Raw genomic sequence first — 19,731 nt, 5'->3', positions numbered from 1 at the left:
GCTAGAGCGTCCGCTCGCGCAGCCGGTCGTACGCCAGACCCAGCACCCCGTGCGCCATCAGCACCGCCCCCGCCACCACCCAGCCGCCGCTGCGCCGCCGCAGCCCCCACACCGCCAGCGGCACCCCGGCCGCCAGCTGGGCGGCTCCCAGCAGTCGGGCCTTCGGGCCGCGGAGCCAGGGACCGAGTGGACCCTCCTCGACCGCGTCGAGTTCCGCCCGTACGGCGTCGCGCCAGCCCGACCACTCCACCGGTTCGGCGCCCAGCGCACGGGCGACCGACCGCAGCCGGTCGGCCGATTCGCCCGGCGTCATGCCCATGGGCAGATACAGGCCGTCCCGCGCGAGGACGGCGATCAGCCCGAGCAGCCGGGTCCGCGCGTCCGACCCCGGGTCGGGGAGGGTGAGCGGCTCCAGCGCCTGCATGTCGAGTACGGGATCGAGGCCGAGCCGGGCGGCGAAGGTACGCATCGCCTCGTCCTCGCCGACCGGCCTGCCGTCCGCGAGCCAGGTGTAGCCGACGGGCCTGCGGAAGCCGGACGCGAGGGTGAATCCGGCGCGGTCGCCGTCCCACCACAGGGCGAGCACCGGCCAGTTCACGCCGACGGCGAGTGCCGTCGCCCAGCCCGCGAGCACCCGGTCGACCGGTTCGGCGGCGTCCAGCCAGGGCTTTCCCTCCGGGACGAGCATGCTCCAGTTCTGGCCCGCCGGGACGAGGAGCTGATGCTCGCGGAGCAGATGGGCGGGGGGTCGTACGACGGCGGGCTCGGCCCGGCAGAGCAGCAAGGCACCCACGGATGTCGCGTTCATGCGCCCACGCTAGGCCAATTTGTGCCTGTATGACCGCTCATGGGCGCCGACGTCAGCACTCAATACCCGCGTCATCGCGCTTGACATCCCGCAACCGCGATATATCGTGTTGAGCATAAGACGCGATATGTTGCGTCACAGCCCGCACAGGGAGGTCTGCATCATGTCCGAGTGGTCCGTCTCAGAGCCGAAGAAGCTCACCTTCGACGACCCCGTGACGGCACTCAATGTGCGGATCGTCAACGGAACGGTCAACGTCGTGGGCACGGACGAAGGTTCCGCACGCCTCGAGATCACCGAGATCGACGGCCCTCCGCTGATCGTCACGCAGCAGGGCTCCTCACTCACCGTCGCGTACGAGGATCTGCCCTGGAAGGGCTTCCTCAAGTGGCTCGACCGCAAGGGCTGGCACCGCAGCGCGGTGGTCTCCCTCGCCGTGCCGGCCGGCTCGTCCGTCGAGGTCGGCGTCGTCGGCGCGGGCGCGGTCATCTCGCGGATCCGGGGGACGACGGCCGTACGCGGCATCAGCGGCGACACCACGCTGGTCGGGCTCTCCGGCGCGGTCCGCGCCGACACGGTCTCCGGGAACCTGGAGGCCCAGTCCGTCACCGGCGATCTGCGCTACAACTCCGTCTCCGGCGATCTGACCGTGATCGAGGGCGCCGGCTCCTCCGTACGGGCAGATTCGGTCAGCGGCGACATGGTCATCGACCTGGACCCGGTGGGGAAGCCGACGGACATCCGGCTGACCACGGTCTCGGGCGAGGTCGCGATCAGGCTGCCGCACCCCGCGGACGCGCAGGTCGAGGCGAACACCGCGAGCGGTGCGGTCTCCAACGCCTTCGACGATCTGCGGGTCAGCGGCCAGTGGGGCGCGAAGAAGATCACCGGCACACTGGGGGCGGGCACCGGGAAGCTGAAGGCGACGACGGTGTCCGGCTCGATCGCGCTGCTGCGCAGGCCGCCGGCGGAGGACGACCCGTACGACGCGGCTCCCGCTGGAAAGGTGCTCTGACATGCCTCCCGTCTTCGCCCATGGCCGGCTGCGCCTGTACCTGCTGAAGCTCCTGGACGAGGCCCCGCGCCACGGATACGAGGTGATCCGACTGCTGGAGGAGCGTTTCCAGGGCCTGTACGCGCCTTCGGCGGGCACGGTCTACCCGCGGCTGGCCAAGCTGGAGGCCGAGGGCCTGGTCACCCACGCCACCGAGGGCGGCCGCAAGGTCTACTCGATCACCGACGCGGGCCGCGCGGAGCTGGCCGGCCGCAGTGGTGAACTGGCCGATCTGGAACTGGAGATCCGCGAGTCCGTCTCCGAACTGGCCGCGGAGATCCGCGACGACGTACGCGGTGCGGCGGGCAAGCTGCGCAGCGAGATGCGCGCGGCGGCGTCGCAGACCCAGAAGGCCGCCGGAACGGAGGACTGGGGGGCGGCGAAGGAGGAGCTGCGCCGCGCCAAGCAGGAGTGGAAGGAGCAGGCGCGCCGCGCGAAGGACGAGTCGCGCAGGGCCCGCGAGGACGCACAGCAGGCGCGACGCCAGGCGAAGGAGGCGCAGGAGACGGCCCGCCGGGAAATGCAGCGCATCGCCAAGCAGGTCCAGGAACAGGTTCAGGACCACTTCGCGCGGGGCGACTGGCCGACGGGCGTGCGGGAGGGCCTGTCGGAGCTGACCACCCAATTGGGCGGCCTGGCGCGGGGCACGGCATGGCCGCCGTACTCCAAGCCGGACCCGGCCGAGGAGCCCCCGGAGTGGGCGAAGGCCCCTCTGCCCTCGGACGACCCGGCCCGCACCCTGGACCGCCTGCTCGACCGCTTCCGCGACGACATCCGCGACGCGGCGAGGGACCACGGCGTGACGGAAGACCAACTGGGCGAGGCCCGCCGCCACTTGTCAACGGCGGCGGCCCACATCGGAGCCCTGCTGAGGGGCCCGAAGCCCTGACGCTGGGGACGGGGTGCGGTGCGGCCCCGTACGGACGGGTCCAGACCCCGGCCCGGGCGATGCCCCCATACGGGCGCAGCCCGCGCCGCGACGCCGACGCCCGCGGGTGCGGGGGCGCCCGCCCCGCCCCTCCGCCGTGTAGGGACGAGCCCACGCCGCGCGCCGCGAAGCCGGCGCCCAAGGGGGCCGGGGCCTCCCCCGGCGGCGTACGGACGGGCCCACGCCCCGCGCCGCGACGCCGGCGCCCCAGGAGGCCGGGGCCTCCCCAGCGGCGTACGGACGAGCCCACGCCGCGCGCCGCGAAGCCGGCGCCCAAGGGGGCCGGGGCCTCCCCAGCGGCGTACGGACGAGCCCACGCCCCGCGCCGCCAAGCCGGCGCCCCAGGAGGCCGGGGCCTCCCCAGCGGCGTACGGACGAGCCCACGCCCCGCGCCGCCAAGCCGGCGCCCCAGGAGGCCGGGGCCTCCCCAGCGGCGTACGGACGAGCCCACGCCCCGCGCCGCCAAGCCGGCGCCCAGGGGAGCGGGGGCGTCAGCCCCCGCGTCCCTTCCCCTCCCAGGGGGCCTGGGGCACCGCCCCAGTTTCGGGAAGGGGCGGGGTGGGGGAACAACCCGGACCCGGTCACACCGCACCGCACCAGACCCACACCGCCGCCCCGTCGTACCGTGGTCCCGTGATCGATTTCCGTACACCCGCACCCGCACCCGGCCGCCTCGACGTCCACTGGCACCCCGGCTGGCCCTCCCCGAAGCACGACCCGGCTCCGGAGATTCAGGTGCACGCGTACTCCGAACACACCCTGATCCTTCGGCAGAACAAGTCCGTGCACTTCGAAGCCCCGTTCCTCTTCCTCCTCTTCGGGAACGAACGCGCGCTGCTGCTCGACACCGGCGCGACGCCGGACCTCGCGTACTTCCCCCTGCGCCCGACCGTCGACGCGCTGATCGAACGGTGGCTGCTCCACAACCCCCGCGACGAGTACGGACTGGTGGTGGCGCACACCCACGGCCACAGCGACCACATCGCGGGCGACCCCCAGTTCGCGGACCGGCGCTACACAGAGGTCGTGGGACCGTCGCTGGCCGAGGTGAAGGCGTTCTTCGGGTTTCAGAGGTGGCCCGAGGACCGCGCCGAGCTGGATCTCGGCGGGCGGGTCCTCGACCTCATCCCCGGCCCGGGGCACCAGGACGCGGCCGTCGTCTTCCACGACCGGCACACCGGGCTGCTGCTGACCGGCGACTCGCTCTACCCGGGCCGGCTGTATGTGCAGGACACGTCCGTCTTCGCCGCCACCGTCGACCGGCTGCTCGCCTTCTGCGAGACGACCCCGGTCACCCACATCCTCGGCTGCCACATCGAGATGACGACCACGCCCGACGAGGACTATCCCCGGGGCACGACCCATCAGCCGGACGAGCCCCCGCTCCAGCTGACGACCGCGCATCTGCGGCGGCTGCGCGACGCCCTCGCCGAGCGCAGGACGCACTGCGGCGACTTCATCGTGGTGTACCGCGACTGAGAGGAGCGGGAGGAGCGAGAGGCGTGACGGTCACCGCGATCCGCGCCCCGGGCAGGGCGAGGACCCGCACCGTGCCCGCCCTGCCCGCCGCCACCGTCCGAGTGCCGGTCCACGCCGGTCCCTGCGGGGTAATACGCCAGCCGGTCGTGCTCGGCGGCAGCGAGACCTCGGTGACGCCCCGCCCGGACGCCCGGTACGCCAGCCGATAGGTCCCGGCCACCGGGTCGTACCCGTCGAACGCCACCCGACCCGCGACCGCTGCCGCATAGGGCGCGGCCGTCTGCTCCTTGTTCATACGGAAGACGCCTCGCTCGTCGACGGCGCAGTAGCCGCCGCCGTAGCACCACACATAGCCCGCCCAGCCTGAGCTGTAGCGGCTCAGGGAGGCCAGCGCCTCGCGGTAGAAACGGGCCATGTTCGGAAGGGAGTTGTTCAGCGGCCCCCACTCCCCCACCACCATCGGGACCCGCTGTTCCTTCGGGTACGCGGTGACGGCCGCCTCGTACGACTCGATCCAGCCCGCCGACGGGTCGTAGTCCGCCCCTGCCTCCATCGCGGCGTTGTAGAAGTGTGGTGCGTAGACGACCTTCGGGTCCTCGACCCTGCCGAGGCCCGTCGGGACTCCCTCGCCCACGATCGGGGTCGGCTCGACGAAGAGCCAGTTGCCGTCGTCGGCCGAACGGACCGCGTCCGCAAGCCGGTTGTACATCGGCGTGAGCTCATCGCGCTCGATGCGCCGGGCCGCGGTGGGCAGGTCCTCACCCTCGTGCAGTTCGCCCATCGGCTCGTTGATCAGGTCGTAGCCGAGTACGGCCGGGTGGTGCTCGAAACGGTGGGCGAGCACCCGCCACATCCGCGCCTGAGCCCGCCGCAGGTCCTCGTCCTCGTAGAGGTGGGTGAACGCGCGCTGCACGGCAGGTTCGAAGTACTCGGCGAACCAGTCGTCCGGATGCGGAGCGAAGGGCAGTCCGTCGGTCCGGGTCGCCCACTCGGGTACGCCACGATGCCCGAAGGCCGGGCCGAAGACATCCTGGTGGGCGTCGATCAGCACCTGGATGTCATATCTCCCGGCCCAGTCCAGAATCCGCTCGATCTTGCGCAGATACCCCGCGCTGTACCGGCCTTCGCGGGGTTCGAGGTCGTCCCAGAAGACCAGCAGGCGGGCGAAGTTGAAGCCCTTGGCGCGCATGTCGCGGAAGTGTTTCTCGGTGATCGCGGACAGGGCCGCCTCACCCCGGTTCGTCTTGTCCTCGACGTTCCAGCCGCGCAGGGTCAGTGCCCGGCCGCGGTCGTCGGTGAGGCGGGGAACAAGGCCGGGATCGAGGCCGGGATCGAGGCCGGGATCGAGGCGGGGAATGGTGCGGGGATCGAGGCGGGACATGCCGACGGGATCTCCCGGGTCCGCGGCGGCGGGCGCCGCCGCGGACAGCACGAGAGTGCAGCAGACCGCCACAAGTGCCTGGATTGTTCGGCGCGTACGCATGGGACGGATCCCATCAGCGCACCTGACGACCCATCAAGAGGGCGTCAGCACGATCTTTCCGAAGAGGTCGCCGCCGGCCATCCGCTCGAAGCCCTCCCGGGCCCGGTCCAGCGGCAGCACCTCGTCGATCACCGGCCGTACGCCCGTGGCCGCACAGAAGGAGAGGAGGTCCTCCAGCTCGTCCTTGGAGCCCATCGTCGAGCCGACGACCTTCAGCTCCAGGAAGAAGATCCGGGTGAGCTCGGCGTGCGAGGGGCGGTCGCCGCTGGTGGCCCCGGAGATCACCAGCGTGCCGCCCGGCCTCAGCGACTTGATCGAGTGCGACCAGGTGGCGGCGCCGACGGTCTCGATGACGGCGTCCACGCGGCGCGGCAGCCGGGCGCCCGGTTCGTACGCCTCCTCCGCGCCCAGCTCGACGGCCCGCTTGCGCTTGGCCTCGTCACGGCTGGTGGCGAGGACGCGCAGTCCGGCCGCCTTGCCCAGGACGATCGCGGCGGTCGCGACGCCGCCGCCCGCCCCCTGGACGAGGACCGAATCACCGGGTCGCACCCCGGCGTTGGTGAAGAGCATCCGGTACGCGGTGAGCCAGGCGGTCGGCAGACAGGCGGCCTGCTCGAAGCTGAGCTCCTTCGGCTTGGGCAGCACGTTCCAGGCCGGGACGGCGACCTGCTCGGCAAAGGTGCCCTGATAGCGCTCGGTGAGGATGGAACGCGGCTCGTTCGGGCCGACGCCGTGACCGGTCTGGCCGATGACGGAGTGGATCACCACCTCGTTGCCGTCCTCGTCGACGCCCGCGGCGTCGCAGCCCAGGATCATCGGGAGCTTGTCCTCGGCGAGGCCTACGCCGCGCAGCGACCAGAGGTCGTGGTGGTTGAGTGAGGCGGCCTTGACGTTGATGGTGGTCCACCCGGGGCGGACCTCGGGGGCCGGGCGTTCGCCCAGCTCCAGGCCGTTGAGCGGGGTGTCACGGTCGATGCGTGCGGCGTAGGCGGCGAACATGACCTTGACGATAGGGCGGGGACGGGACGTGACGGAACCGCCGGGCGGTGTGAGACGCACCGCGTCGCGCGCGGACTCCTGGGGTCCCCGGGACCCACCCGTTCGGACGAGGTCCCCGAAACCAATGTGCCGGCGGCCGCACCAATGGGCCGGAGCGGCCGGCAGAACGGGCCGTGCCGCACCCCAAGGAGTGCGCCACGGCCCGTTCGCCTACGTCGGATTCGCGTGCGTCGGATTCGCGCGTCAGACGTTGAAGCGCCTCGTCAGCGCCTCGCCACACCCTCCGCACGAGCCGCCGCGGCCACCGCCGCGGTGACCGCCGGGGCCACCCGCTCGTCGAACGGGGACGGGATCACATAGTCGGCCGCCAGCTCGTCGCCCACCACGTCCGCCAGCGCGTTCGCCGCCGCGATCTTCATGCCCTCGGTGATCCGGGACGCCCGGACCTGGAGCGCGCCCGCGAAGATCCCCGGGAACGCCAGCACGTTGTTGATCTGATTCGGGAAATCGCTGCGACCCGTCGCCACGACCGCCGCGTACTTGTGCGCGACGTCGGGGTGGACCTCCGGGTTCGGGTTGGCCATGGCGAAGACGAAGGCCCCCGGCGCCATGGACGCGACAGCCGCCTCCGGCACCGTGCCGCCGGAGACGCCGATGAAGACGTCCGCGCCGGCCAGCGCGGTCTCCAGCGAGCCGGTCAGCCCCGCCCGGTTGGTGATCTCCGCGAGCTCCCGCTTGACCTCGGTGAGGTCCTCGCGGTCCTGGCTGACGATGCCCTTGCGGTCGGCCACGGCGACATCGCCGATGCCCGCCTCCAGCAGGAACTTCGCGATGGCCACACCCGCCGCGCCCGCGCCGGAGATGACCGCGCGCAGCTCGCCCAGGCCGCGCTCGGTCAGCTTCGCGGCGTTCCGCAGGGCCGCCAGGGTGACCACCGCCGTGCCGTGCTGGTCGTCGTGGAAGACCGGGATGTCGAGCCGCTCCTCGAGCCTGCGCTCGATCTCGAAGCAGCGGGGCGCCGAGATGTCCTCGAGGTTCACCCCGCCGAAGGAGGGGGCGAGCCGCACGACGGTCTCGACGATCTCGTCGGTGTCCGTCGTGGCGAGCGCGATCGGCACCGCGTCCACGCCGCCGAACTGCTTGAAGAGGATGGCTTTCCCCTCCATCACCGGAAGCGACGCCTCCGGTCCGATGTCACCGAGCCCGAGGACCGCGGTGCCGTCCGTCACAACGGCCACGACCTGGGACTTCCAGGTGTAGTCGTGGACGAGCTCCGGCTGCTCGGCGATGGCGCTGCACACTTTGGCGACACCGGGCGTGTACGCGAGGGACAGGTCGTCCTTGTCGCGAATCGGCACGGTGGCCTGGACGGCCATCTTGCCGCCGCGATGCAGCGCGAAGGCCGGATCGAAGGGCTCCTCGGGAGCACTCTCCGTACCGCTGTCGCTGCGAGGATTGACGATCTCCGCTGCCATTTGGTTGACCCCTTAAGTCTTCATCAGTTGAGGGTGGCCACTCCTGGTTGAGGAGGGGTGGGCGGGCACCGCGTCCGTTCCCTGCCTCGGCGGTTGGCCCGCCTGGCAGGGGGAGGTACGTACGCGCGGGCGCGCCGCACACGCGCCCTGAGCCCCGGATGAGGGGTGTAAACGTCCTTCTTACCTGACGGACGGCACCGCCGACGAGTCGGTATCCACGCGGTGACACGACTCATCGCCGAATATCTGGACACGTCTGGTTCGCGCCCTGAAAACCGTCCAGAGCACGAGACGGACCGCAGATCTTCCGGTGGGAAGAAGGCATTCCCGTAAGAGGTCCGGCCTTGATGTACCGGCCTCGTGGGGTTCGGGGGTGACCCGTTACCCGATTTTGACATGCGCGGCCCCCTGATCGGGCTAGCCCGAATGGCAAGATGCCGAAAACACTCAAGGTCGCGACACTCGAAGATGAGCACAACGACCAAAATGTCCGAAATGGCAGCTCCCTCACCCGCCGGAGGATCCCGACCATGACCGCCAGCAACACCTGTCGTACGACCGCAACCAGGTCCCGCATCGCCGCGGTCGGCGCGATCGCGGTCGTCGGCGCCCTGACGCTCAGCGCCTGCGGTGACCAGACGAGCTCGGGCTCGAGCACCACCGAGTCCGGGGGCACCAAGTCCAGCAGCGCTCCGCTCTTCGACAAGCTGCCGAAGAAGTACCAGGACGCCGGTGTGATCAAGGTCGGCACGGACGCCGCGTACGCTCCGATGGAGTACGAGGAGGGCGGCAAGATCGTCGGTATCGACCCCGACATCGCCGCGGCCCTCGGCACGCAGCTCGGCGTCAAGTTCCAGTTCACCAGCGGCACCTTCGACGGCCTGATCTCCTCGCTCAACACCGGCCGCCAGGACATTGTCATGTCCGCCATGAGCGACACCAAGGCCCGCCAGGAGGGCCTGGACGACAAGGGCAAGAAGGTCGGCCAGGGCGTCGACTTCGTCGACTACTTCAACTCCGGCGTCTCGCTCCTGGTCAAGAAGGGCAACCCGGACAAGATCCAGTCGCTCGACGACCTGTGCGGCAAGAAGGTGGCCGTCCAGCGCGGCACGATCTACGAGGACACCTTCAAGAAGCAGGCCACCAAGTGCCAGACGGACGGCAAGGGCACGCTCACCATCGAGGCGTTCGACACCGACGCCGAGGCCCAGACCCGCGTGAAGTCCGGCGGCGCCGCTGCCGACCTCAACGACTACCCGGTCGCCGCGTACATCGCGAAGACCGCGGGCGGCGGCAACGACTTCGAGGTCGCGGGTAACCAGACCGACGCCGGTCCGTTCGGTATCGCCGTCGACAAGGACAACACGCAGCTGCGCGACGCGCTCAAGGACGCCCTGAACGCGATCATCAAGAACGGCGAGTACACGAAGGTCCTGGAGAAGTGGGACGTCAAGAACAGCGCCGTCACCGAGGCGACCATCAACGCCGGCAAGTAATCCCTGGCGCCAGCCTCAAGCGTTTCACTGAAGGGCAGTCACTGTGACTGACAAGTTCGACAAGACGCCCGCCGACGAGCCACCCAAGGACTCGGCGGTCGTCAAGGTGGCATCCCACCCTGAGCAGATCAAGGCCATCCCGGTACGGCACTGGGGCCGCTGGGTCAGCGGCGTCGTCGTCGTGGGGCTGCTGGCCCTGCTGGTCTATTCGTTCTCGCAGGGCGATGTCGACTGGGGCACGGTCGGAGACTTCATCTTCGACGACCGGATCCTGACCGGCATGCTGCACACGCTGCTGATCAGCGTGCTGTCGATGCTCATCGGCCTCGTGCTGGGCATCATTTTCGCGGTCATGCGGCTCTCGAAGAACCCGGTGACGGGTGCGGTGTCCTGGCTGTACATCTGGTTCTTCCGCGGCACTCCGGTGTTTGTGCAGCTGCTGCTGTGGTTCAACCTCGCGCTGATCTTCCCCGTCCTGAACCTCGGGTTCTACAAGGATGAGATGGTCGACGTGATGACCCCGTTCGTGGTCGCCCTGCTGGGCCTGGGCCTGAACGAGGGCGCCTACATGGCCGAGATCGTCCGGGCCGGCATCCAGTCGGTCGACGAGGGCCAGACCGAGGCTTCGCACGCGCTCGGCATGTCCAGCAGCAAGACCATGCGGCGGATTGTGCTGCCGCAGGCGATGCGGGTGATCGTTCCGCCGACCGGCAACGAGTTCATCAACCTGCTCAAGACCTCGTCCCTGGTGTCCGCGGTGCAGTACACCGAACTGCTGCGGGCGGCGCAGAACATCGGCTCCACGTCCTTCGCGGTCATGGAGATGCTGCTGGTGGCTTCGGTCTGGTACCTGGCTCTGACCAGCGTCTTCAGCGTCGGCCAGTACTATGTGGAGCGGTACTACGCGCGCGGGTCTCTGCGCCAGCTGCCACTCACTCCGTGGCAGAAGGTCAGGAAGAACCTGACATTCCTCAGCAGCCCCAGGGGGGTGTGACATGACCGCCATGGTGAAGGCCGAGGGCGTACACAAGTCCTACGGCCTGGCCCACGTCCTCAAGGGCATCGACCTCGAGGTCGCGCCCCGTGAGGTGTTCTGCCTGGTCGGCCCGTCCGGTTCCGGAAAGTCGACGTTCCTGCGGTGCATCAACCACCTGGAGCAGATCAACGCCGGCCGGCTCTCGGTCGACGGTCAGCTGGTCGGCTATCGGCAGAAGGGCGAGAAGCTCTACGAGCTGAAGGACAGCGAGGTCGCGGCCCAGCGCCGGGACATCGGCATGGTCTTCCAGCGCTTCAACCTCTTCCCGCACATGACGGCGCTGGCGAACGTGATGGAAGCGCCGATACAGGTCAAGGGCGAGTCGAAGGCGGTGGCCCGGGAGCGGGCCGAGCGACTGCTGGACCGGGTGGGCCTGGGCGACAAGGGCAAGCACTACCCCACCCAGCTCTCCGGCGGCCAGCAGCAGCGCGTCGCCATCGCCCGTGCGCTGGCGATGGAGCCGAAGCTGATGCTCTTCGACGAGCCGACCTCCGCGCTCGACCCGGAGCTGGTGGGTGAGGTCCTCGACGTCATGCGCGGCCTGGCCGAGGACGGTATGACGATGATCGTCGTCACGCACGAGATGGGCTTCGCCCGCGAGGTCGGCGACGCGCTGGTGTTCATGGACGACGGTGTGGTGGTCGAGGCCGGCCACCCGCGCGACGTACTGGGCAACCCTCAGCACGACCGCACCAAGGCCTTCCTCTCGAAGGTTCTTTGACGGCACGGAAGAGGGCGGTACGGACCGGGTGTCCGTACCGCCCTCTCGTGTTGCCCGCCGGGCTACTTCACTGCCAGCAGCAGGGTGTCCGACGGCGACGCCCACACGGCCCTGGCCTCGCCGAACCCGGCCGTGAGCAGCGTCTCGGCGTGCCAGCGCACGGACGGCATCTCGCCGTCGGCGTGCTCGCCGTAGATCTCGTACCGCTCGGCCGTCGGCCCCGCGAGTACGGGGTCCTTGGCCGCCAGGGCCCACCACTCGGACCAGTCGAGCGCGCCGGCCGCCTTGGCGCGGTCCATCTGCGCGTGCCGGTGGGCGCGCTCGGCCGCGTTGATGCGCGGGGTGGTGCGGTCGATCATGTGGTCCGCGTTCATGAGGACCCCGCCCTCGCGCACGAGCGTGGCGAGCTGCCCGTAAAGGGTGGCCAGCGGTCCGCCACGCAGCCAGTGCAGGGCGGTGGCGGTGAGGATCGCGTCGTACGAGTCGTACGGCAGCTTCCGCGCCCAGTCCGGGTCCTTGAGGTCGGCGGTGACGAAGGTGACGCGCTCGTCGCCGTCGAAGGAGCCGCGGGCAATGGTCAACAGGGCGGGGTCCAGATCGACACCCGTGCTGGTGGCCTTCGGGAACCGATCGAGGAGCCGGTCCGTGATACTTCCCGTACCGCACGCGAGATCAAGCACCCGGGGCTCGGGGCCGACGAGTGCCTCGACCATGTCGAGCATGACCCGGAACCGCTCCTCGCGGTCGGGCATGTACCACTCCTGCTGCCGGTCCCAGCTCTCCTGCCGGGCCCGCCAGTCGGCGCTCGTCCCTGCCACCGTCTCCGTCTCCACCACCGGAAGCCTCCCGTTCGTAATACCCTCGAAGCACCATCAGCTGTTACGTCGACATTAGACTGCCGCCGGTAAGGACTGCAAGTGGAACTGGCCTATTACTCGGACTACGCCGTGCGCCTGGTCAACACCGAGGAGCCGGCTCGCAACAAGGACTCCCTCACCTCGGTCGAGGCCATCCGCGAACTCTTCGGACCGTCCTCGCAGGCCGCACGCCGTGCCACCGACGCGGACGTCACGCGGTTCCGGTCCGTACGGGGCCGGCTGCGCGCGGTCTTCGCCGCGGCCGACGCGGGCGAGGAGACCCAGGCGGTCGACCTGCTCAACTCGCTCCTCCTGGAGTTCCCGGTCAGCCCGCAGATCTCGGGCCACGACCACCGGGACGAGGACGGCCGACCCAAGTGGCACATGCACCTGGCGGACCATCCGTCCAACGCGACGGCGGGGTATGCCGCGACCGCCGCGATGGGGCTCGCGTTCCATCTCACCGAGTACGGAGTCGACAGGCTCGGCCTGTGCCAGGCAGCGCCGTGCCGCAACGCCTACCTCGACACCTCGACCAACCGCTCCCGCCGCTACTGCTCGGACCGCTGCGCGACCCGGGCCAACGTGGCCGCCTACCGCGCCCGCAAACGCCTGGAGACGGAACGGTCCGACAGCACCGGCCGCACCGCGGAGAACGCCCAGGAGGCGATCCCGCGCACCGAGCGCTGATCCTCCGCGAGCGGCCGGTATCTGCCGCGCACCCGCCCCAGCAGCAACTCATGGGGCACGGTGCCGAAGACCCGGCTGTCCCCCTCGGCCCCCGGGTTGTCTCCCAGCACCCACCAGCCGTCCTCGCGCCGCTCGACGAGCCGCTTGACGATGAGCAGATCCTGCTGGAGCGGATGGCGCAGCACGGCGACATCGCCGGCCCGCACCTGCGCGCCGTAGTGCACCAGCAGTTGATCGCCGTGCTTGAGCGTCGGGTACATGGAAGGACCTGTCACTTCGGCGACTCCGAACGGCGGGTTCGGCTCCCGCCCCTGCTCAGTCATTCGCCACCTCCGAGTCCCACGGTACGTTCGGCCACCAGTCCCATACTGACCCTGGACTTTTGTCCTAAGCCCTAGGGGGCACTCGCGAAAACAGGTCACTCACGGAGTAATGTCCCACCTGAGAAGACGATCACGAGGAAGGACAGCTCAATGCTCTCCCGCCTGTTTGCCCCCAAGGTGAAGGTCAGCGCCCACTGCGACCTGCCTTGCGGTGTGTACGACCCGGCCCAGGCCCGTATCGAGGCCGAGTCGGTCAAGGCCGTCCAGGAGAAGTTCCAGGCCAACGAGGACCCGCACTTCAGGGCCCGCGCCACGGTCATCAAGGAGCAGCGCGCGGAGCTCGCCAAGCACCACGTCTCGGTGCTGTGGAGCGACTACTTCAAGCCGCCGCACTTCGAGAAGTACCCGGAGCTGCACCAGTTGGTCAACGACGCCCTGAAGGCGCTGTCGGCCGCGAAGGCTTCGACGGACCCGGCGACCGGACAGAAGGCGCTGGACTACATCGCCCAGATCGACAAGATCTTCTGGGAGACGAAGAAGGCCTGACCTTTCCGGTCACGTCCATCGCGTACGTACGGCAGCACCCGGCATCCGCGCGGAGCCGGGTGCTGCTGTCGTGTCAGGCCGGGCCCGCCTCGGTCGCGCCGGCCCTGCGGCTGTGCAGGACCACCATGGCCGTCACCGCCGCGGCCAGCAGCGCGAGTGCGAGCAGTGCGGGGATCAGCACGACCACCAGGCCCGCGCACAGGCAGCCGAGCCCTCCGACGATGAGGACCGGGGACCTGCTTCCGCCGGTGCGCAGCAGGATCGCCGCTGCCGCCAGCAGGAAAATGCCCACGCCTCCGGCGAGCGCCCACGCCACCACGCCGTGCAGCGGTTCCGAGAGGTCGTAGTGCTCGCTGTCGGCGACCTGGTGGAGCACCTTCTTCATGCCGAGCGCGGTGAGCACGATTCCCGCGACGAGTGGCAGATGCAGGAAGGTGTAGGCATCGCGCGCCAGGCGGGTGCGGTCGTCGCCCTCCAGCGCGGTCAGCCGGTGCTCGGCACTCTCGCTGATCTGCCGGAAGTACAGCCGCCAGAGTCCGGCAACGACCAGCACTCCGGCGGCGGTGGCGGCCAGCACCGGCGTGGAGATGGGAAGGTCGGCCACTCCGACGCCGATCGCGACGATGGACTCGCCGAGGGCGATGATGACGATCAGGCCGTGCCGCTCGGCGAAGTGTCCCGGTGAGGCCACGCGCCAGCCCGACGATCCCGTGAGGTAGATCCCGAAGTAGTCGATCGCCACCGCGCCGAGCCAGACGAGTACTTGGGCCACGCCGGTGAGGCTGCTGCCGACGAGGAGCAGCGCGAAGGGCGGCGCCACCGACAGCAGCGCGGTACGGCGCAGGGTGGCATGGAGGGCCTGGTCACCGGGGCTGGAGATCCAGTAGGTGACCAGATGCAGGATCCGCACGGCGCCGTAGCAGAGCACGAAGACCAGCGGCGCGTACAGGCCTCCGGGCAGGTCGTCATAGACCTCCGGCACGGTCAGTGAGACGACGAGCACCACCGCCATCACCGCGACGAGCACGGTGAACATGGCTCCGGAGTCGGCTCGTACGACATTGCCCAGCCAGGCGAAGCAACACCAGCACCACCACAGCAGCGCGAGCACGACGCCCGCGCCGACCATCCGCAGTGCCGACGGGTCGGCCGCCATCAGAGCGGTGACCTGGGTGATCGCGTAGACGAACACCAAGTCGAAGAACAGCTCGGCAGGCGTCACCCGATGGCCGCCCTCCGTGGCGATCATCCGGGACCGGTCTCTACCTGTCGGCACGGCGCTTCCCCTCTGGAGGCGGCACTCGGCTCGGCCGACTCCGCGCGGAAGGATACGACGAAGTCATGTCAGCACCCGCCCGATAGTGGCCCTGACCACATCCTGGTCCTTCCGTATCGCCTCGTGGGTGCTCTTGTTCCGGTCGATGTCGGCACGCTGGACCACTGTCTTGACCTCCCACCACGTCGTCACCGTGTCGTGCTTCCGCTTGCACGCCGTGACGGGTCAGGCCGCGGGGCGCGTGCAGCAGCGGGCTCTTGTGCCTGCGCAGCCACTGCCGGTACGCCACCGCCCGCAGTGCCGCCTCCCGGTACGCCGCCTCAAGATCCGCGTACACCGCCTCGTACAGCGCCGGGCACGCCCCGGGTCTGGAGTACAGCAGCAGCCGTACCCCGAGCGGGTCGCCGCGCAGCGGCCGTATTGCCATGTCCTCGCGCGGGCCGGAGGTCGGCTGGCACGGCGCGACCGCCTCGCCGATCGCGATCAGGGATGCGGCGGTGAGGTAGTCCCCGTGCAGGACCGGGGGGTTGAGCCCGGCCGCGACCAGCACCCGGCGCAGACCGTCCCACTCACCGTCCACCGTCGGGTCGACCATCCAGCGGTCCTCGGCCAGATCGGCGAGTTCCACGACAGAAGCCGCGGCGGCCGGATGATCGCGGGCCATGGAGACGAACTGCGGCTCCCGATCGAGCAGTACGCGTACGGCGAGGGAGTCCGGCACGAGCAGCGGGCAGCCCTCCACCTCGTGCACGAAGGCGATGTCGAGCTGACCCGCCGCGACCATCCGCAGCAGCGCGTTGGCCGATACGTCCACATGCAGTGAGATGTCGGTGCCCGGGAGCCGCTGCCGCAGCCTGCGCAGCCATCCGGCAAGCACGCGGCTGGCGGTGGAGCCGACGCGTAATCGGGGGCCGCCGGCGCGCGCCGCGGCGGCCTTGGCCTCGACGACGAGGGCAGCCATTTCGGCCACCAACGGGCGGGCGCGGCTGAGCACCGAACGGCCCAGCGGAGTGGGCCGGCAGCCGGTGCGTTCACGCGAGAAGAGCTCGGCGCCCAGGGCGTTCTCGATCCGCTGCAATTGGGTCGTCAGGGAAGGCTGGCTGACGCCCAGTTGGCGGGCTGCTTTGTGGAGGCTGCCGGTGTCCGCTATGGCGCACAGCGCACGCAGGTGCCGCACTTCGAGCTCCATGAACCGAGCGTACGGCTGCACCAACTGCCACACCAGTAACCCTAGTCGGGGTACAGCGGACGGACCGGGACAGGCCGAGCAGGGGTGATGGGCTTGTGCTATCGGCAGTTGACATCATCCGCGCGAGGGGCGGACTCCCCGAAACTCTGCCCTACCGAACCCGTTCATCGGAGCTCGGAGTTCACCGGACGAGTAGTAGGAGCCCCCCATGCGTCATCAGAGAACGTTACTCTCCGCCGCACTCGGTCTCGGCCTCGCCGCCGCGCTGGGCGCAGCGCCCGCCACCGCCGCCACGACCGCCGCCTCCCCAACGGCCGTCGTTGCCCCGTCCTCGCACACCACGTCCTCGTACGCCGCCTACCAGGGGTCCGCCGAGGACGCCAAGGCGACCAAGGCCTTCTTCGACGCCGTCGTGAAGTCGATCGCCGAGAAGCGCGCCGCGAACCCCGGCGCCCAGGCCGTGACCGTCGTCTACAGCACCAGCAACGCACCGAGCTTCCGCAGCCAGATATCCCGGAGCACGCAGATCTGGAACAGCTCCGTGAGCAATGTGAAGCTCCAGGAGGGCGGCAGCCCCGACTTCCGGTACTACGAGGGCAATGACTCCCGCGGCTCGTACGCGAGCACCGACGGGCACGGCCGCGGCTACATATTCCTCGACTACCGGCAGAACCAGCAGTACAACTCCACCCGTGTCACCGCTCACGAGACCGGGCACGTGCTCGGCCTGCCGGACCACTACTCCGGCCCGTGCAGCGAGCTGATGTCGGGCGGCGGCCCAGGCACCTCCTGCCAGAACGCCTACCCGAACGCGCAGGAGCGCGCCCGGGTGAACAGCCTGTGGGCGAACGGACTGGCGGCGGCGATCGCCAAGGTCTCGTAACCGGTTATTGAGGCACGAGGGCCTGATCCGGACGACAGGCCCAGGGGGCGCCCGCCGAAAGTGGGGGGCGCCCCTCCGCGTATCCGCGCTTAGGCTGGCGTCATGACGAGTCCGAGTGAGCGTTCCGAGACGTTGTACGGGGCCGTGGGCGGCGCGGACGCCCTGAGTCGGCTGAGCAACACCTTCTACGAGGCCGTCCTCGCCGACCCCCTGCTCGCGCCTGTCTTCGCCGACTTCACACCCACCCATATCGAGCATGTCGCCGTCTGGCTCGCCGAGATCTTTGACGGACCGGACCGTTTCACCGCCGAGCTGGGCGGCCACCAGGCTCTGCTCCGCGCCCACCTCGGTCTTTCGATCACCGAAGAGCAGCGGCTGCGCTGGATGGAGCTGATGACCGCAGCAGTGGAGAAGGAGCTCCCGGACGACGAGCTGCTGCGCCGACGGGTGATCGAGTACTTCGACTGGGGTACGAAGATCGCCCGCGAGGTCTCGGCCGACCCGCAGGGCACGGACCTGGGAGACGCGGGCCCGACGCCGCGCTGGGGCTGGAACGGATTGCGCTGAGGCGCGCGCGCCGTCTCAGGCGCCGGCCGGGCTGAGCGCTGCCAGCTCCGCGCCCGGCGGCAGTTGCTTCTGGATGCGGGCGAGTGCGTCGCCGAAGTCGCCCCCGGCAACGCCGGATTCGTACGCGGCCCCGCCGTAGTGCAGGGTCAGATTGAGGTCGGCCCGGTCGAGCGACCCGTCCGGCTGCGGCTCGCCGAGCGTCAACAGGCAGCTGAGCGTGGCCCGTTGAACCGCACCGTCCAGGTCGACGGGCAACGGTATGTCCCACTCCAGTACGCAGGAGGAGAGCACTCCATCGGCCCCGACCGGCCGCAGGGCGGCGAATGCCGCCCCTTCGTACTCAACGCCCCTGATGAGCGTGCGCAGTTGCCGTCCGTGCGCCGCGATCGTGACCGCTTCCGCGCCCCGGCGGTCGCGGTACCAGCCCGCCCAGACTTCAGTCGACTCCGATGACATGGCGCGGACTGTAGCGGTACAGCACCTTCCGCTGAACAGCCGGGATGCCTCAGGCAGCGCCTACCCCCTTGCCGGGCTCACCGTCGGGCTCACCTTCGGACTCACCGCCGGGCTTGCCGGCCGGCTCCTCGTCCCGGTACTCGGGGCTCAGTGCACACCGGAGATTGCGGCAGGGACCCGGCTCCCAGGTCGGGACGAATGCCCCGAGCGTCTTGCGTCGCTTGATGACCGTCCCGACAGGCTCCCCGCACGCCGGGCATCGGTACTCGGCCTGCGGGCTGCGGACGGTCTCGCGTCCTTCGCTGCCCATACCCCCAGGATATGGCGGTATGGGCAGCCCGGACAGCCGAGCGGCCTGCGCTTCTCAGCGCGTACGGCGGGTGACGAACTCCGCAAGGGCCAGCAGATCACCCGCCGCCGTCAGATCCGGCACCGCACGGGCGAGCTCCTGGACGGCCCGCGCCATCCGGTCCGCTGCCTGGAGCTGCGCCCAGTCGCGGCCGCCCGCCCGGTCCACGGCTTCAGCGGCGCGGCGTACCGCTGTCGCGTTCATGGGGCCGCGGTAGATCTCGGCCAGCTCCGCGCCGGCCGCAGTGCCCGAGGTCAGGGCGGCGACCACCGGCAGGGACTTCTTGTGGGCCGCCAGATCGGCGCCGGCCGGTTTGCCGGTACGGTCGGGGTCGCCCCAGATCCCGATCAGATCGTCGATGAGCTGGAAGGCAAGCCCGGCCTCCCGCCCGAAGGCGTCCATCGCCGCGGCCTGTGCCGCACTCGCGCCCGCGTACAGCGCCCCGAGCGCGCAGGCGCAGCCCAGCAGTGCCCCGGTCTTGGCCGTCGCCATGGCGAGGCACTCGTCGAGCGTGACCTCGTGCGGCGCGCGCTCCTCGAAGGCGCAGTCCGCCTGCTGCCCCGCGCACAGCTCGATCACGCAGGCCGCGAGCCGTTCCGACGCAGCGGCCGACGCCGGGTGCCGGTCCTCGGCGAGCATCCGCAGCGAGAGAGCGAGCAGGGCGTCGCCCACGACGATGGCGTCCGCGGTGCCGAAGACGGACCAGGCGGTGGGACGGTGTCTGCGGATGGAGTCCTCGTCGATGACGTCGTCGTGGAGCAGGGTGAAGTTGTGCGCGAGCTCCACTGCGGCCGCCGCGCGCACCGCCTGCTGCGGGTCTCCGCCGAGCGCCCGCGCCGCGGCCAGGACGAGCGCGGGTCTGATGGCCTTGCCCCCGGAGCCCGCCGCCGGGGTGCCGTCCGCGTGCTCCCAGCCGAAGTGGTACATCGCGACACGGCGCATGGAGCCGGGCAATGACTCGACGGTGGCACGCAGTTGGGGATCGACGGCCGTGCGGGTGCGTTCGAGGAGGGCGGCGGCCTCACGGGCCCCGACGATCTCCGACATGGTCAACTGGGCGTTCCTTTCCAGGCATGGGGCCGGGACGACGGGTGCGCCTGACGGCGGGCCGGGGCG

20 protein-coding genes and 1 pseudogene are annotated in these 19,731 nt (G+C 70.2%); 10 read left to right on the top strand and 11 right to left on the bottom strand.

Going from position 1 to position 19,731, the window contains the following annotated elements; genetic code table 11:
• Position 1: 1 nt before the first annotated feature.
• Positions 2 to 808 (bottom strand): hypothetical protein, encoded by an 807-nt coding sequence (locus tag ACQEVG_RS26020; protein ID WP_432988073.1) that lies wholly within the window; start codon positions 806 to 808, stop codon positions 2 to 4.
• A 163-nt stretch (positions 809 to 971) separates the two neighbouring features.
• On the opposite strand from ACQEVG_RS26020, the gene ACQEVG_RS26015 reads away from it, so the two are divergent.
• The 3 genes from ACQEVG_RS26015 to ACQEVG_RS26005 all read left to right on the top strand — a co-directional run bounded on the left by ACQEVG_RS26015 (position 972) and on the right by ACQEVG_RS26005 (position 4,269).
• On the top strand, positions 972 to 1,823 hold the full coding sequence (locus ACQEVG_RS26015) for a DUF4097 family beta strand repeat-containing protein (protein WP_432988071.1): 852 nt from the start codon (positions 972 to 974) through the stop codon (positions 1,821 to 1,823).
• A 1-nt stretch (position 1,824) separates the two neighbouring features.
• A complete protein-coding gene (locus ACQEVG_RS26010; protein ID WP_432988069.1) occupies positions 1,825 to 2,751 on the top strand; it encodes a helix-turn-helix transcriptional regulator in 927 nt (308 codons plus the stop codon).
• A gap of 672 nt (positions 2,752 to 3,423) precedes the next feature.
• Positions 3,424 to 4,269, top strand: coding sequence for an MBL fold metallo-hydrolase (locus ACQEVG_RS26005; RefSeq protein WP_432988067.1), 846 nt, complete (start codon positions 3,424 to 3,426; stop codon positions 4,267 to 4,269).
• On the opposite strand, the gene ACQEVG_RS26000 is transcribed toward ACQEVG_RS26005, so the two are convergent.
• The 3 genes from ACQEVG_RS26000 to ACQEVG_RS25990 form a co-directional block, all read right to left on the bottom strand.
• Positions 4,247 to 5,752, bottom strand: coding sequence for a glycoside hydrolase family 5 protein (locus tag ACQEVG_RS26000; RefSeq protein ID WP_432988064.1), 1,506 nt, complete (start codon positions 5,750 to 5,752; stop codon positions 4,247 to 4,249). The genes ACQEVG_RS26005 and ACQEVG_RS26000 overlap by 23 nt on opposite strands.
• Before the next feature lie 33 nt (positions 5,753 to 5,785).
• The gene (locus ACQEVG_RS25995) at positions 5,786 to 6,751 is read right to left on the bottom strand and encodes a zinc-binding dehydrogenase (RefSeq protein WP_432988062.1); all 966 of its coding nucleotides are present in this window, start codon (positions 6,749 to 6,751) and stop codon (positions 5,786 to 5,788) included.
• Between the two features lie 263 nt (positions 6,752 to 7,014).
• Positions 7,015 to 8,226, bottom strand: a complete 1,212-nt coding sequence (locus ACQEVG_RS25990; RefSeq protein WP_432988060.1) for an NAD(P)-dependent malic enzyme — start codon at positions 8,224 to 8,226, stop codon at positions 7,015 to 7,017.
• A 530-nt stretch (positions 8,227 to 8,756) separates the two neighbouring features.
• Between ACQEVG_RS25990 and ACQEVG_RS25985 the strand changes: the two genes are divergently transcribed.
• The 3 genes from ACQEVG_RS25985 to ACQEVG_RS25975 are packed head-to-tail and all read left to right on the top strand — an operon-like array spanning position 8,757 to position 11,479.
• A complete protein-coding gene (locus ACQEVG_RS25985; protein ID WP_432988058.1) occupies positions 8,757 to 9,722 on the top strand; it encodes an ABC transporter substrate-binding protein in 966 nt (321 codons plus the stop codon).
• Positions 9,723 to 9,765: 43 nt separating this feature from the next.
• Complete coding sequence (locus ACQEVG_RS25980; RefSeq protein WP_432988055.1) at positions 9,766 to 10,716, top strand: amino acid ABC transporter permease; 951 nt, start codon at positions 9,766 to 9,768, stop codon at positions 10,714 to 10,716.
• A gap of 1 nt (position 10,717) precedes the next feature.
• Positions 10,718 to 11,479, top strand: a complete 762-nt coding sequence (locus tag ACQEVG_RS25975) for an amino acid ABC transporter ATP-binding protein (RefSeq protein WP_432988053.1) — start codon at positions 10,718 to 10,720, stop codon at positions 11,477 to 11,479.
• Between the two features lie 62 nt (positions 11,480 to 11,541).
• Here the strand turns inward: ACQEVG_RS25975 and ACQEVG_RS25970 are convergent, their stop codons facing one another.
• Positions 11,542 to 12,315, bottom strand: a complete 774-nt coding sequence (locus ACQEVG_RS25970; protein ID WP_432988050.1) for a class I SAM-dependent methyltransferase — start codon at positions 12,313 to 12,315, stop codon at positions 11,542 to 11,544.
• 81 nt (positions 12,316 to 12,396) lie between these two features.
• On the opposite strand from ACQEVG_RS25970, the gene ACQEVG_RS25965 reads away from it, so the two are divergent.
• A complete protein-coding gene (locus ACQEVG_RS25965) occupies positions 12,397 to 13,026 on the top strand; it encodes a CGNR zinc finger domain-containing protein (protein WP_432988047.1) in 630 nt (209 codons plus the stop codon).
• Here ACQEVG_RS25965 and sodX read toward each other — a convergent pair.
• Entirely contained in the window at positions 12,930 to 13,349 is a 420-nt protein-coding gene (gene sodX, locus ACQEVG_RS25960) for a nickel-type superoxide dismutase maturation protease (protein ID WP_432988045.1), read from the bottom strand. The two genes, ACQEVG_RS25965 and sodX, sit on opposite strands and share 97 nt — an antisense overlap.
• 150 nt (positions 13,350 to 13,499) lie before the next feature.
• Between sodX and sodN the strand changes: the two genes are divergently transcribed.
• Entirely contained in the window at positions 13,500 to 13,895 is a 396-nt protein-coding gene (gene sodN, locus ACQEVG_RS25955) for a superoxide dismutase, Ni (protein WP_215095254.1), read from the top strand.
• A gap of 73 nt (positions 13,896 to 13,968) precedes the next feature.
• Here the strand turns inward: sodN and ACQEVG_RS25950 are convergent, their stop codons facing one another.
• Together ACQEVG_RS25950 and ACQEVG_RS25945 are read right to left on the bottom strand one after the other, a co-directional pair.
• Positions 13,969 to 15,171, bottom strand: coding sequence for a low temperature requirement protein A (locus ACQEVG_RS25950; RefSeq protein ID WP_432988041.1), 1,203 nt, complete (start codon positions 15,169 to 15,171; stop codon positions 13,969 to 13,971).
• A gap of 244 nt (positions 15,172 to 15,415) precedes the next feature.
• A pseudogene (locus ACQEVG_RS25945) lies at positions 15,416 to 16,360 on the bottom strand (LysR family transcriptional regulator); the annotation flags it as partial.
• A gap of 208 nt (positions 16,361 to 16,568) precedes the next feature.
• Here ACQEVG_RS25945 and snpA point away from each other — a divergent pair.
• Positions 16,569 to 17,243 carry a snapalysin gene (gene snpA, locus ACQEVG_RS25940; RefSeq protein ID WP_432988038.1) on the top strand — a complete coding sequence of 225 codons (675 nt, stop codon included), beginning with the start codon at positions 16,569 to 16,571 and terminating at the stop codon, positions 17,241 to 17,243.
• Positions 17,244 to 17,345: 102 nt separating this feature from the next.
• The gene (locus ACQEVG_RS25935; protein WP_432988035.1) at positions 17,346 to 17,810 is read left to right on the top strand and encodes a group II truncated hemoglobin; all 465 of its coding nucleotides are present in this window, start codon (positions 17,346 to 17,348) and stop codon (positions 17,808 to 17,810) included.
• Positions 17,811 to 17,825: 15 nt separating this feature from the next.
• Here the strand turns inward: ACQEVG_RS25935 and ACQEVG_RS25930 are convergent, their stop codons facing one another.
• Genes ACQEVG_RS25930 through ACQEVG_RS25920 form a run of 3 tightly spaced genes read right to left on the bottom strand, consistent with a single transcriptional unit; the run spans position 17,826 to position 19,662 of the window.
• Positions 17,826 to 18,266 (bottom strand): DUF6304 family protein, encoded by a 441-nt coding sequence (locus tag ACQEVG_RS25930; RefSeq protein WP_432988033.1) that lies wholly within the window; start codon positions 18,264 to 18,266, stop codon positions 17,826 to 17,828.
• A gap of 49 nt (positions 18,267 to 18,315) precedes the next feature.
• On the bottom strand, positions 18,316 to 18,576 hold the full coding sequence (locus ACQEVG_RS25925) for a hypothetical protein (RefSeq protein WP_432988030.1): 261 nt from the start codon (positions 18,574 to 18,576) through the stop codon (positions 18,316 to 18,318).
• 54 nt (positions 18,577 to 18,630) lie between these two features.
• A complete protein-coding gene (locus ACQEVG_RS25920; RefSeq protein ID WP_432988028.1) occupies positions 18,631 to 19,662 on the bottom strand; it encodes a family 2 encapsulin nanocompartment cargo protein polyprenyl transferase in 1,032 nt (343 codons plus the stop codon).
• Positions 19,663 to 19,731: the final 69 nt, after the last annotated feature.

Origin of the sequence: Streptomyces sp. CA-135486 (assembly GCF_050936555.1) — a bacterium.
Taxonomy (GTDB): Bacteria; Actinomycetota; Actinomycetes; order Streptomycetales; family Streptomycetaceae; genus Streptomyces.
This window is presented reverse-complemented; position numbering and strand designations above follow the sequence as displayed.